Source organism: Methanobrevibacter oralis (assembly GCF_001639275.1).
In the GTDB taxonomy this organism is placed as follows: Archaea; Methanobacteriota; Methanobacteria; order Methanobacteriales; family Methanobacteriaceae; genus Methanocatella; species Methanocatella oralis.
Genome location: NZ_LWMU01000022.1, coordinates 38,995 through 52,210, shown reverse-complemented (window position 1 = coordinate 52,210; position 13,216 = coordinate 38,995). Strand labels below are relative to the sequence as shown.

Here is a 13,216-nt window from a genome sequence, read left to right as displayed (position 1 = left end):
TCACAACAAGAAAAACAACAACTAATATTTAAATCTTTTCACAAACACAACAGAAAACACAAAAAGAATCAAAGAAAAATAAAAAAAACTAAAAAATATGTCAAAGAGCTAACAAATTGACAGTCCCATTGAAATGAATTCCCAAATAACATCCCAGAAACTCCACCAATACTCGGAACTGCAAAAATACCTGTTGCAAGTGCTCCCCATATTCCAGACATACCATGTATACCCCATACATCCAAAGCATCATCATAACCAAGTTTTGGTTTTAAATAATTAATTGCAAAATTAGAAACAAATGGAGCAGCATCACCAATTATTAAAGCTGCTGGTACATCAACAAATCCTGCTGCTGGTGTGATAGCTACAAGTCCTGTAACTGCACCAGATATTGCACCTAAAACAGTTGGTTTTCCAACTAAATAGTTATCCAATATTGTCCAAACAATTAAACCCATTGCTGCTGCAGCATTTGATACAATAATTGCATTAGCTGCAATTCCATCAGCAGCTAAACCAGAACCTCCATTAAAATCCATCCATCCAAACCATAACAATGCTGCACCAAGCACAGTATAAGTTAAATTATGAGGAATTAATGAACAATCTTTTCTTCTTCCTAAAACTAATGCAACAGCTAATGCAGATACACCAGAATTAATATGAACAACAGTACCTCCCGCAAAGTCAAGAGCTCCAATCTGCATTAACCATCCTCCTCCCCACACCCAATGAGCAATAGGGATATAAACTAAACAAGCCCAAATTGAAATAAAAATAACCCATGCCTTTGTTTTTAATCTTCCAACAAGTGCTCCAGAAATTAAAGCTGCAGTTAATCCTGCAAATGATAACTGAAACATTACAAATAACAATGTTGGTATTGTGCCGGTTAAACTATCTAATGTAATTCCTTTTAAGAAAAGATTGTTAGGAATACCAATGAATCCATAAAATGAATGTTCACTAAATGCAAATTGATAACCAAAAACCACCCAAATAACACTAAGAATTGAAAAAGAGATTAGTGTTAAAAAAATTGTATTCAAAACATTCTTACGTTTACTTAATCCACCATAAAAAAATGCAACTGCAGGAATACTCATAAGTAAAACTAAAAGACTACAAACAAGAACCCATGCAGTATTACCTGTACTAAAAACATCCATAATATCAAGTTCCAATTATTAAAAATATAGTCAGAATTATATTTCCGGAAGTAATATTCCGATATATTATGATTTAACATACTAAGATATAAATGTTATGAATAATAATAAAACAATTTATTTTTAAGAAATATTAAATATAAGATATTAAAATAAATAGTATTATTATAAAATTTGATAAAATTATCAAATAAAAAAAGTGTTATTATGAAAGACTCGATAAAAGCAAATTTAGTGGTATTTTTAATAATAGCTATTATTTCCTTTGTCATTAGTAGTGCATTTGCTAATGTAACAATTCATGAGGAAAATGATTCATACAAGTTAATTCAAATTGAAAAAGAGAAATTTACTCCCAACCATGTTGATAAAGTTCCTGTTTATACTCCACCAGTAAAATCAAACAACACTACACTTAATAACACAATTTTAGAAAATTATACAAATAACATTTCAAATAAAATCAATAATACTTATAACTCTATAAATGATACAATCAAAAACTACCTGGAGTGACAAAAGATGGGAGAAAAGAAAAAATTTATCAGAGATAGTGTTTACGGAGATATTGAATTATCCTCATTTGAAGTAAAAATCATGGATACGCCTCAATTTCAGCGTTTAAGGAGAATTAAACAGTTAGGTTTAATTAGCTTAATTTATCCTGGAGCTACACATACACGATTTGAACATTCAGTTGGAACAATGAATCTAGGATCTAAATTAGCTAAAAAACTTGAATTAGAAAATGATGAACAAGATTTAATAAGAATATCTGCATTATTACACGATATAGGCCATGGGCCTTTTTCACATGTGTCTGAAGGAGTTCTTTCAGTTAAACATGAAGAACTAACTAAATATGTAATAAAACACACATCTTTAAGGGATTTAGTTGATGAAAAATTTGATGTAAATGAAATTACAGATATTATTACTGGAAAAGGTTATCTTGGACCAATCGTGTCTGGAGAACTTGATGTAGATAGAATGGATTATTTGCTAAGAGATTCTCATAATACTGGAGTAGCTTATGGAATAATCGATTATGAAAGAATTATTTCAAATTTAAAATTAGAAGATGGATTGGTTTTAGATATTAAAGGAGTTCAAGCAGCAGAAGGAGCTCTTGTATCAAGGTATTTCATGTATCCTAGTGTATATCAACACCACACAACACGTATTGTAAACTCAATGTTTCAAAGAAGCCTAAAACAAATATTAAATGAAGGAATTTTAGACGAAAATACATTATACAAGTATGATGAAGCTGATGTTGTTTCAATTATGAGAAGATGTGACAATTCTTATGTGAACGATATTATATCAAGATTAGATAATAGAAATCTTTTAAAAAGAGTCAAAACCATAAGACTAGATAATTTTAAATTCCCTGAAAAAATGTATAAAATTAAAACATCAGAACTTAAAAGAGCTGAAGAAGAAATTAGCGAAGATTTTGGAATTGATAAAGATTATGTATTCATAAATATAGCTGAATATCCCCGCTTTGATGAAATGAAAACGCAAGTTAATAGGGATGGAAAATTATATCCTTTAACTGAAATTTCAAATATTGTAAGTGCATTAAGTAAAGCTAGATTCAATATACCAGATATTAGTGTCTATGTTCCTAAAAAAGATAAAAATAAATTAGATAAACTTAAATTAGAACATTATATTGATTTACCTGAAATTGATAAAGAAAAATTCCATGGAATACATTATGATCAAATTAAACTGTTCTAGGAGATAATATGATAATTGTGGCAATTACAGGAGCTAGTGGAGTGATTTATGGAATAAAATTACTTGAAGCTCTAAAAGAATTAAATATTGAAAGTGGATTAATAATTAGCGATGCAGCAAAAATTGTTATAGAAGATGAAACTGCTTATAAAATTGAAGAAGTAATTAAACTATCCGATAATTACTATGAATTTAATGAATTAACTTCTTCAGTAAATAGTGGATCATTTAAATTTGAAGCATTAGCTATTGTTCCTTGCTCCATGAGAACATTATCATCAATCGCCCATGGCTATGGAAATAATACAATTACAAGAGCAGCAGATGTGTGTTTAAAAGAAAGAAGGAAAACTGTAATTGTTCCACGTGAAACCCCACTTAGAAGTACTCACATACAAAATATGTTAACATTATCACAAGAAGGAGCAGTGATTTTACCTGCAATGCCTGGTTTTTATTCGGATAGTGATACAGTTGATGACCAAATTAATTTTATTGTTGGAAAAATATTAGACTCATTAAAAATTGAAAATAACTTATATAAAAGGTGGCAGTGAATGTTAAGTGATATGGACTTTTATAAATCATGTGATGTTCCAGGACCTACAAAAGAAGCTATTAGAGCTATTATACTCTATAAATCAGAAGTAGGAGAAAATGATAATGTAGTTGATATTGGATGTGGAACTGGAGGAATTACATGTGAATTTTCACAAAGAGCAAATAAAGTAATATCGATAGATACTAATCCTGAAGCAATTGAAGTAACAAAAAAGAACCTTAAAAAATTTTCATTAGGTGATAATGTAACTTTAATTAATGATAAAGGATCCAATGCTTTAAGTGAAATAAAAAACATTGATATAGCTGTTGTTGGAGGAAGTGGTCGGGAACTTGAAAATATTTTAGAAATTATTGATACTAAACTAAATCCAAATGGTCGAATAATTATTACTGCTATTTTAGTTGATACTAAACTAGAAGCTATAAACAAACTAAAAGACCTTGGTTATAATCCTAAAATTATGGAAGTAAATGTTTCAAATGGTAGAATCTTAGACCGCGGCATATTAATGATTAGTGAAAATCCAATAGCTATTATAACTGCTAAAAAGAGAGGTAATTAAATGGAGATTGAAGAATGGAAAATTAAATTTGGAGTTATTTTAATAATAGCCTCAATTGTATTATACGGAATTACAATGACACTATTTCATGGCGAAGAAGCAGTTTTTCACTTTTTTGTAGATATTGCATTTGTACCAATTGAAATTCTAGTTGTTACTTTAATATTAGATAATATAATTGAGAAAAAAGAGAAAGAAGCTCAATTAGAAAAAATTGACATGATTTTAGGAGTATTTTTTTCAGAAATCGGAAATGATTTACTTAGGACATTTTCATCCATTAATGAAGAAAATGATGATTTAATAGTTAAAATCAAAAATATTGACACATGGACTAAAAAAGACTTTAAAAATGCTTATGAAATAATGGAAAAATCTAGACGTAAATTTAAATTATCTATTCCTAATGAAGAAGCACAAGAATTTATTAAAGATTTAAAAGAATTTATGCAAGATAAAAGACTATTTTTAATAGACTTAGTTGAAAATCCAAATTTACTTGAAAAAGCTGAGTTTTCAAATCTTTTACTTGCTTTGTTCCATTTACATGATGAACTTGAACAAAGGACTGAACTAGAAAAAATAGATTCAACAGATTTTAAACATCTTCTTGGAGATATAGACCGGGTTTATGGTACATTAACTTATCAATGGGTTAAATATTTAGAATACTTAAGCAAGAATTACCCATACATGATGTCAATTACTATACGTACTAATCCGTTTGATCCGAACTCAAGTATATATGTAACAGCATGAAAATGAAATCTTGTATTATATTATGTGGAGGACAAAGTCGAAGAATGGGTCAAGATAAAGGATCTATGCTCATTCATGATAAACCGATGATTAAATATGTCCTTTCCACATTAAATTACCAAATAGATGAAGCTATAATTGTTTTAAATGATGAAAATCGTGTTGACAAATATAAAAAATTTATCAATACTAATGATTATAGCTACAAATTAATTTTTAAAACTGATTTAATTAAAGAAAAAGGACCATTAACAGGAATATACACGGGTCTTAAAGAAATTGATGGAAATTACGCTTTAATTTTACCTTGTGACAGCCCATATGTTACAAAAAATTATATTCAAAGTATTTTTAATGAAATTGAAAATAAATATCAAGCTATTGTTCCTTATCATGATGTTAAAAATAAATTAAAAACATCAGAACCTCTTCATTCAATTTATAATAAAAATACCATCCCAATAATTGAAAAATTACTAAAAAATAACAGTTTACATATTAAAGGATTAATAGAAAAAATAGATACAAAATTTATTTTAATTGATAATGAAAAAATATTAAAAAAAGAATTTAGAAATTTAAATCGCCCAAAAGACATTTAAAGCTTTTCAATTAATTCTTTTGTTTTTAAAATAGCTATATTTACCGCATTTGTAATATCTTCTTTAGTTAAAGGCTCAAATCCACCTTTTTGCATGGCACAGATATTACCTTCACTAGTTACACCAATATTTAAACGAGCATCAGCAACTCTTTCTTCAGTTAATGTTGGATCTAAAACTAATTTATCTCCAATTTTAACAAAAGTACACATAGCTACTTCTTTGTTAATAGGCAAATCAAAGAATTCATCATCACTAAGAACAATTTCTTCATCAACTATTTCTGCAACAGGTAATTTCATAGATTTTAATGCAGCCATTACTGCAAGTTCAGATGCATCAAATAAGTTTCCACAATTATCAATAATATGTAAATCAATAAATAACATCCATACATACTTACCTTCTTCAACGCAAAGTTTATCTAAATCAACTAATTCACTTTCACGAATTCCCCTATCAACAACACGTGCAAGTTCAATTGAATCTTCACTTGGTGGTCCTGGTTCAAAAGTAGGATCAGCCATAGGTAACATCTCACAATTAGTCATTAAAACACCCAATTCAGGAGTATCAGGAAACGGACTTCCTAATTGTGGTTTAATACCTACCATAACTTGTGTTTTTCCAAGTTTAACTCTAGCAGAACCTTCAGCTTTAGAAATAACATTAGTTTCAATAATAATATCTCTGTATTCATCAAGTGCTCTTGCATCTTCTCTTTTATCATTCTTAACAAGGTTAGTTATACTTTGTCTTGTAATTTCTGGTATGATATCCATATTGACCACCTATTGTTCTGTAGAATACTTTTTCATTAAAGCTTCTTTTTGAATCTCGCTTATTTTTCTACATCCTTCCATGGCTAATTCAATAGCTTGTGAAAATTCTTCTTCAGATAAATCTCCATCACTTTGAAGTAATGTGATTTCTCCTGTCCTCGGCATAATAGCTATTGGAACATCGGCTTGTCCTTCTTTGTCTTCCACTTCAGATAAATCTAAAACAACAGCATCATTAACTTTACCTGCAGCACACCCTACAACAATATCTTTCATAGGAATACCTGCATCAACTAAAGCAACAGAAGCTGCAGTAATTCCTGCACATCTAGTTCCACCTTCAGCTTCAATTACTTCTATGTAAATATCAATCATTGAACGAGGATAATTTTCTAACATTAATGCTGGTCTTAATGCATCTGCTGTGATTTTAGAAATTTCAGATGACCTTCTATCTGGACCAGGTCTTTTTCTATCATCAACTGAAAATGGAGCCATATTATACCTACATCTAATTACTCCAGTATTTGGTTTGAGTAATCTTCTAATATATGATTCTCTAGGACCATAAACAGCCACTAAAATTTTATTTCCACCAACTTCTAAATAAGCAGATCCATCAGCTCGTTCAAGGACTCCTGCTTCAATTTTGATAGGACGCAACTCATCAAATTCCCTACTATCATGTCTTATCATTTTTGACATCATATCAACCTCTTAAACACTCCAAAAATTAATAATTATTATCTTTATTCATAATTAAATGATCATTAGAACCACTATCATAAGACAGAGATTTGTCTTTATTATTTTTATTTTTTCTTTTAAATTCTTCGATAACTTCATAAAGATTTGGTTTATCTTCTTTTTCTTTAGAATCATCAGAAGATTCGTTTTCTTCTTGTTCTAATTCATCTTTAAAATTTTGAAGTTTCGGTTTTTCTAAAACAAACTCCTCTTCTGCTTCAGGAGTTTCTTCAGGTGGTAATTCACCATCAATAGTTAAATATAATTTATTTTTAATTTTATTAGTTAAACCAGAAGTATGAGCTTCAGCTTCAATTGTATGGATGATATTTTTGGTGAGTTGTTCCATATCTTCTTCACCTTTAACCCAAACAATACCATTTTGACCAACAACTATTTTACAATTAGTTTTATCTTTAATCATGTTGATCATGGAGCCTTTTTTACCAATTAACCTAGGAACTTTAGTTGGAGCAATATCAACCATTATTCCTCCTCTAAATTTACCCATTCCTCTTCCTTTTAAACCGAGCTTAGCCTTTTTGATTTCATCAACTTCGACAACTCTTAAAAATAGCACGTCCCCAACATCAAAAACTTTGTTGAGTTCTTTTTTATCTTTATTAAATACTTCAGAAGCAGGTAAAATTCCAGAATAAGGGGAGTTTATATCAACATCCCACATAGAAAATCTAACATCTTTGATTTTACCAATTACAACATCTCCTTTCTTAGGAACATATTTACTTTTAAATGGAATAACTCTAATTTTTTTATTCCTTAGAGAAACACGCCCCATTAAAGAAGAACAAACTTTACCATCCTCTTTAAAGGTTCCTCTTCCTGAGTAATAATCATCATCCGCTAACACTTGGCCAGGAATAACGAAATTTTTATTTTCTACATATATCATAATAATCCCATTAATTAAAATTAATCATTAAATTGATTTTGTCTCAGCTTCACCATTTGAAATTTCAGCCATTTTAGCAGCAAATGAATCTTGTAGACCACCTGGCATTTCAATAATACCAATCCAAGAACCATCTTGTTGCCATTCTTCATTTAATACTTCGCCAAATGCATGAATTTGAGAATAAGCACTACCTGCTACAGAACCTGGTAATCTAACAGCTACTTTAACTTTTTCAAACCTAATTGGGATAAGTGGTTTAATAGCTTTTAAAGCAGTTTGTACTTGTTGGTCCACAGATGTGAATGGGTCAAATTTTACTTTCGCTTCATCAATTGCATTTTCAATCCTTTGTACAGGATGAGGAAGTCCATTTTGAGGATTAATAGCTTCACGAGATATTTTATTAATAACAAGTTTTCTTTTATCCGCCTGCATATGTCTTTTTTGCTCTGCAGTTAATTGAACAGTTCCTTTTTCAAGAATGATTTTTGAAACTTCTATAGGATCTGTAGTTTCAAAAATCTTATTCATAGATTCATCAGAAGCTTTATCTCCTTTTTTAGAATCCTTAAAAATTTCTTCAACAGCTAAGAGATCTTCAATGGCAACATCACTACTGTCAGGGTTTCGATACTCGGCTGCTAAATCAGCATCAACCAAAATCTCAAAGTGTTCACCACAGTACTCATATTTAGCTATGATAGCCTCATCAACATTCACCATTGAAAACATCCCTTAATTAAATATTATAATTATTCTTCATTTTCTTCTACTTCTTCTTTATCATCTTCTTCTTCAACAATGACTTGATCAATGTATGATTTTACTTCATCTTGAGATAATTTTACATATTTTTCATCATCAATTTTAATAACAGCAATTTCAACATTGTCAGAAGTAGTATCATGATCGGTAGCTTCATTAATAGCAGTGATAGCTAAACAAATTGCATCATCTAAGGATAAATCATCTTCATATTTATCCTCAAAAATATCCATAGCAGCAGATCTTCCTGAACCAATTGCAGTTGCTTTATATTCAATTAATGCACCACTAGGGTCAGTTTCAAATAATCTTGATTTACCTTCATATACTCCACCAATAATTAATGCAGAACCAAATGGTCTTACACCACCATTGTGTGTGTATAATTGTAACATGTCACATAATTTTTTAGATAAACTTTCTACTCTAATAGGTTCACTGTAGGTAATTTTATTAATTTGAGATTCTACCCTTGCCCTTTCTACTAATGCCCTTGCATCTGCTACAAGACCAGAAGTAGCTGCACCTATGTGCTCATCTATTTTAAATATTTTTTCAATAGATGTTGGTTCAACTAACTTAGAAGTAGTTCTTTTATCTACAGCGAGTACAATACCTTCAGAACTTTTTACACCAATAGATGTAGTCCCTCTTTTTACAGCTTCTCTTGCATATTCAACTTGAAAAAGTCTTCCATCTGGGCTAAATACAGTGATTGCCCTATCATATCCAGCATTTTGTAAAGGTTGCATAACATTACCTCACATTCAAATATTTTATAAACAATAATTTAAGTTCGACACCACAAAAATAAAATCATTTTCTCCCGTGAAAATGTATATAATTTTAATTATTTAAAATCTAATTAAATTATTTTTTATTTCTTTTCCATATATCCAATTAATTATATATAAAAATATTATTAATAAAGTTTTCTATTTTAAAATAACAAAAAGTTATTAAATAAATTTAAGTGCTCCATTAATAGTACCGGATAAAGCAATTGTAGTCATTGCTATTTTTTTACCATTGACTTTATTAACTAATGCAATTGAAGAACGAACTTCCTGCTCATATCCTCTTTGACATCTTACAACAGCTTTATAATTATAATAATTTCCAATTTTATTTAATTTAAAGAATCTCATTACCCACAAATTAAAATCAGCAGCATTTAATTCACCACAAAAATGAATACAAGCATTCCAAATAATTGAAACAATTTCATCTTTATTAATTTGTGAATCGATTTTAATATCAACAACAAGATATCTATTATTCTTTCTAAGTGTTGGAGGTAATATTTTAAGCTTCATCATTAACCCTCCTAACACCTTTCAAAATCAAATTTTTTCTATTTTTATTAAATTCCAATATATTTAGCGCACTATTATTACAATTATCAACTTCATCAGAAGTTAAACCTGTTTGAATAAAAAAAGATTTGAAATCTTGTGGTGTGCGTATATCCATGATAGATTCAGCATGAGAAGATAAAATTAAAGGAAACTTAAATTTACGATACAAAGTATAAATATCTTTAAAATTAGATAAAACTTTTGATCTATGGGTCGAATAAGTTTTTAATGCATCCACAAAAGAAATTTCAATAGCCACATTATTTTTAAAAGCTTCTTTAGCTAGTACATGGTTAATACCACTATCATATCTTTTTAAATAAGGTCTTGATAAAATATCTATCTGAATATTCTCTAATGTAGCTCTATTAACTTTTAAATCTCCACCTAAAACTGAAATACAAGAAACTTTATTTCTAAATTTATTAGCAATTTTACGAACTTCACCAACATTATTTGATTTAATTTCTAATGTATAATCAATTTTATCCGAAAATTCCTCTAATAAATCATCTTTATAATGCAATGCATCAGAAAAGTTATTTTGATTATATGAAAAATTTACATGTTCCCATCCATATTTAAAGGCTTCATTAGCTAGTTCTAAATTATCTTCATAACTACTCCCTTTAATATTTAAATCAAAAAACATATTAAAATCTTTAAGTTTTATAATTATTAAATTTTATTAAACTACAACAGTTAAATAAACAAAAATTATTGATAAATAACAATACTTTTGATTTAAATAATATTAATAAGCTAATTTTAAACTAAATAATATCATAATATTTAATTTTAATATAATTAAATCAAAATCGTTTTAAAATATATTAATTTCTAAAATAAGATGATAAAATATTGAATGAAAGAATTATATTGAAAATTTGCAATGTTTCAAGAATTTATTTGGATAAGTAAAATAAAAAAAAGATTTAAATATAATGAACAAGTCTTAACTATTATAAGACTATTAAATTTACAAAATTAATACTTTTATGTAAACATGTGTTATTTCATGTGTTTAAAATACATCTAAAAAGTTGTAAAATATTTTATATAAAAAAAATAGAGTAGATAATATGAAAAGAGAAGGCGATGAACTTTTGAAATTAACCTCATATGTAACTATTTCCAAGTATCGTGAAAAAACATTAAAATCCATTGGTGATGAAGTTAAAATACCTACTGTTATAGCTAAAGATAGTGGTATTAGAACTAATCATATTTCAAAAGTACTAAGCGAATTAAAAAGCAAAGAAATCGTTGAATGTATTAATGAAGAAGCACGTAAAGGAAGATTATATAGACTAACAGATACTGGTAAAGACATTTTAGATAGCATCCAAGAAGGTGATGAATAAATTAATGTTTTTCCAACCCATCCCTAATAAAGTCTAATTCTTCCTTACATATTTCTTGTGATGCAATTTCAAATTTCTTAAATAAATCATTAACTAACAACTTATTTTTTATATTCAATTCTAAACATTCAGCTGTTTCCAATATTATTGAATCATGTTTAGGATGATTTAAATCCCGTTTATATTGTAATTTTATTGAATCTCTTAAATCTTTATTAATATAATTCTCTAAAAATAATATAATTTCATTAGCAAATGAATTGCCTATAACTATCATCTTTTTTAAAGTAATATCTTTCATTTCAATATTTTCAATTAAACTATTAAACGATGCATAATTCTGATAACCATATGGTATAAATCTTCCTTCAACTGTGTGAGCACAATACTCATTCATAACACTAATTTCACCATTAGACAAAAAAAACCAAATGAAACTTTGTAAAACAGATGTTGATTTTACTCCTAAAATCTCACACATCAATTCTTCAATAATTCTAAACAATAAAAAATGAGATAATTCATGAATAATTGTAGCTATTTGAATCGAATCATCAAGACGATCATCATAATAAATAACATTTCCAAAACTAAATCCTCTCTCATAACCCTTTGATTTAGTTTCACAATGAGCAAACAAATTCGCTAATGATAATACTTTTTCTTTAATGGTATTTCCATGAATATCGCTGAATTCTATTCTTTTAAATACATCGTTTAAGATATTATAATAATCGTCATCAAAAATCTCAAAATTAGCTATTAGACTTTTATTATAATCTGTGAATAGTTTATCAAATGAATCAATAGCAACAGGTTTAATTTGCTCTTTACAATAACTACAATGAGTTGCAGTATCTGAATTTAATTTATTACAAAATGGACAAATGTTTTCTATAGCTATTTTATTTCCACAAAAAGTGCAATAGTTATTATCATTGAAATTTAAAGTACCACATATATCACAGGTTTTCATTAAATCACTTACCTAAATAATCCCTTGATATTATTTACAGTATTAAATAATATATTTCTCTTTTCAATAGCCCGTTTTATATTTTTACCACAAGAAATGCAATAATCATCTTTAAAATCAAGAATTTGACCACAACTACAAATAACTCTTGATTTAATAAGTCTCTGAGGATTTAATGGCCTATTACATGATATACAAAAACTATCATTAATATCATTTAATGTGCCACAAACACAACTAATTTTAACATTTTCCTTTTTTAAATCAGCACCACAACCAATACAATAATCGGAAGTTATTTCATTTAAAGTAGAACAAGCACATAATATATTCAGATCATCATTTTTACCACAACTTTTAATTGGACGACCACATTTTGTACAAAACAATGCATTTTTTTCATTTTCTTGTCCGCAAAAACAAAAAACACTCTCATCAAATTCTATATTGAAATTACTATAATTATTATTAAAAGTATGAATTTCATCCTTTTTTAATTGATTACCACAATTTTCACAAAAAGAATTTTCTTTTGAATTAATTGTTCCACAATCACATAAAACATTGTCTAAATAATTTTTATCTCTTTTTGGTTTGAAAAGATTATAAAATCTATTATTTACTCTTTTAGTCCCACACATTGGACAAAAATCATTTGATTTTTCATTTAAAAAACCACATCCACATATTTCATATTTAAAATTTCTTCTAATGTTATTAATATATGGTGAAAAATCAATGTCAAAATTAAAAAAACCAATATTATGAATTGGAATTGTTAAAATATACTCACTATCCATATCATTATAAGAAGTCCGATTACCACAGTTAGGACAGTATGGTTGATTTGGAAGTATTCTTTTACCACAGTTCTTACAAAAGTTTTCTAAAACCATTTC

At 27.9% G+C, this 13,216-nt stretch carries 16 protein-coding genes and 1 pseudogene; 7 read left to right on the top strand and 10 right to left on the bottom strand.

Annotated elements, in window-relative coordinates; genetic code table 11:
- Positions 1 to 77: 77 nt before the first annotated feature.
- Positions 78 to 1,172, bottom strand: a pseudogene (locus MBORA_RS00615) (ammonium transporter); the annotation flags it as partial.
- A 207-nt stretch (positions 1,173 to 1,379) separates the two neighbouring features.
- Here MBORA_RS00615 and MBORA_RS00610 point away from each other — a divergent pair.
- The 6 genes from MBORA_RS00610 to MBORA_RS00585 are packed head-to-tail and all read left to right on the top strand — an operon-like array spanning position 1,380 to position 5,409.
- Positions 1,380 to 1,688, top strand: a complete 309-nt coding sequence (locus tag MBORA_RS00610; protein WP_042692875.1) for a hypothetical protein — start codon at positions 1,380 to 1,382, stop codon at positions 1,686 to 1,688.
- Between the two features lie 6 nt (positions 1,689 to 1,694).
- Entirely contained in the window at positions 1,695 to 2,921 is a 1,227-nt protein-coding gene (locus MBORA_RS00605; RefSeq protein WP_063720083.1) for an HD domain-containing protein, read from the top strand.
- An 8-nt stretch (positions 2,922 to 2,929) separates the two neighbouring features.
- Entirely contained in the window at positions 2,930 to 3,478 is a 549-nt protein-coding gene (locus MBORA_RS00600) for a UbiX family flavin prenyltransferase (protein WP_042692883.1), read from the top strand.
- Positions 3,479 to 4,048 (top strand): precorrin-6Y C5,15-methyltransferase (decarboxylating) subunit CbiT, encoded by a 570-nt coding sequence (cbiT, locus tag MBORA_RS00595; protein WP_042692885.1) that lies wholly within the window; start codon positions 3,479 to 3,481, stop codon positions 4,046 to 4,048.
- The gene (locus MBORA_RS00590) at positions 4,049 to 4,807 is read left to right on the top strand and encodes a hypothetical protein (protein WP_042692887.1); all 759 of its coding nucleotides are present in this window, start codon (positions 4,049 to 4,051) and stop codon (positions 4,805 to 4,807) included. It abuts the gene before it with no gap.
- Positions 4,804 to 5,409, top strand: coding sequence for a molybdenum cofactor guanylyltransferase (locus MBORA_RS00585; protein ID WP_231475821.1), 606 nt, complete (start codon positions 4,804 to 4,806; stop codon positions 5,407 to 5,409). The genes MBORA_RS00590 and MBORA_RS00585 overlap by 4 nt, the downstream gene beginning before the upstream one ends.
- On the opposite strand, the gene rrp42 is transcribed toward MBORA_RS00585, so the two are convergent.
- The 7 genes from rrp42 to rnp3 form a co-directional block, all read right to left on the bottom strand.
- Positions 5,406 to 6,191, bottom strand: coding sequence for an exosome complex protein Rrp42 (gene rrp42, locus MBORA_RS00580; RefSeq protein WP_042692891.1), 786 nt, complete (start codon positions 6,189 to 6,191; stop codon positions 5,406 to 5,408). The two genes, MBORA_RS00585 and rrp42, sit on opposite strands and share 4 nt — an antisense overlap.
- Before the next feature lie 9 nt (positions 6,192 to 6,200).
- The gene (gene rrp41, locus MBORA_RS00575) at positions 6,201 to 6,899 is read right to left on the bottom strand and encodes an exosome complex exonuclease Rrp41 (protein WP_042692894.1); all 699 of its coding nucleotides are present in this window, start codon (positions 6,897 to 6,899) and stop codon (positions 6,201 to 6,203) included.
- A 25-nt stretch (positions 6,900 to 6,924) separates the two neighbouring features.
- On the bottom strand, positions 6,925 to 7,851 hold the full coding sequence (rrp4, locus tag MBORA_RS00570) for an exosome complex RNA-binding protein Rrp4 (protein WP_063720082.1): 927 nt from the start codon (positions 7,849 to 7,851) through the stop codon (positions 6,925 to 6,927).
- A 27-nt stretch (positions 7,852 to 7,878) separates the two neighbouring features.
- A complete protein-coding gene (locus MBORA_RS00565; protein ID WP_042692897.1) occupies positions 7,879 to 8,577 on the bottom strand; it encodes a ribosome assembly factor SBDS in 699 nt (232 codons plus the stop codon).
- A 29-nt stretch (positions 8,578 to 8,606) separates the two neighbouring features.
- Positions 8,607 to 9,371 carry an archaeal proteasome endopeptidase complex subunit alpha gene (gene psmA / locus MBORA_RS00560; protein WP_042692900.1) on the bottom strand — a complete coding sequence of 255 codons (765 nt, stop codon included), beginning with the start codon at positions 9,369 to 9,371 and terminating at the stop codon, positions 8,607 to 8,609.
- Positions 9,372 to 9,578: 207 nt separating this feature from the next.
- A complete protein-coding gene (locus tag MBORA_RS00555) occupies positions 9,579 to 9,935 on the bottom strand; it encodes an Rpp14/Pop5 family protein (RefSeq protein WP_042692903.1) in 357 nt (118 codons plus the stop codon).
- The gene (rnp3, locus tag MBORA_RS00550; protein WP_042692908.1) at positions 9,925 to 10,629 is read right to left on the bottom strand and encodes a ribonuclease P protein component 3; all 705 of its coding nucleotides are present in this window, start codon (positions 10,627 to 10,629) and stop codon (positions 9,925 to 9,927) included. Before rnp3 ends, MBORA_RS00555 begins: the two co-directional genes overlap by 11 nt.
- Positions 10,630 to 11,059: 430 nt before the next feature.
- Between rnp3 and MBORA_RS00545 the strand changes: the two genes are divergently transcribed.
- Positions 11,060 to 11,341: a winged helix-turn-helix domain-containing protein gene (locus MBORA_RS00545; RefSeq protein WP_042692911.1), complete on the top strand. Its 282-nt coding sequence runs from the start codon at positions 11,060 to 11,062 to the stop codon at positions 11,339 to 11,341.
- 1 nt (position 11,342) lies between these two features.
- On the opposite strand, the gene MBORA_RS00540 is transcribed toward MBORA_RS00545, so the two are convergent.
- Together MBORA_RS00540 and MBORA_RS00535 are read right to left on the bottom strand one after the other, a co-directional pair.
- Positions 11,343 to 12,317: a zinc ribbon domain-containing protein gene (locus MBORA_RS00540; RefSeq protein ID WP_063720081.1), complete on the bottom strand. Its 975-nt coding sequence runs from the start codon at positions 12,315 to 12,317 to the stop codon at positions 11,343 to 11,345.
- Between the two features lie 8 nt (positions 12,318 to 12,325).
- The gene (locus MBORA_RS00535; RefSeq protein WP_063720080.1) at positions 12,326 to 13,213 is read right to left on the bottom strand and encodes a zinc-ribbon domain-containing protein; all 888 of its coding nucleotides are present in this window, start codon (positions 13,211 to 13,213) and stop codon (positions 12,326 to 12,328) included.
- Between the last annotated feature and the right edge of the window lie 3 nt (positions 13,214 to 13,216).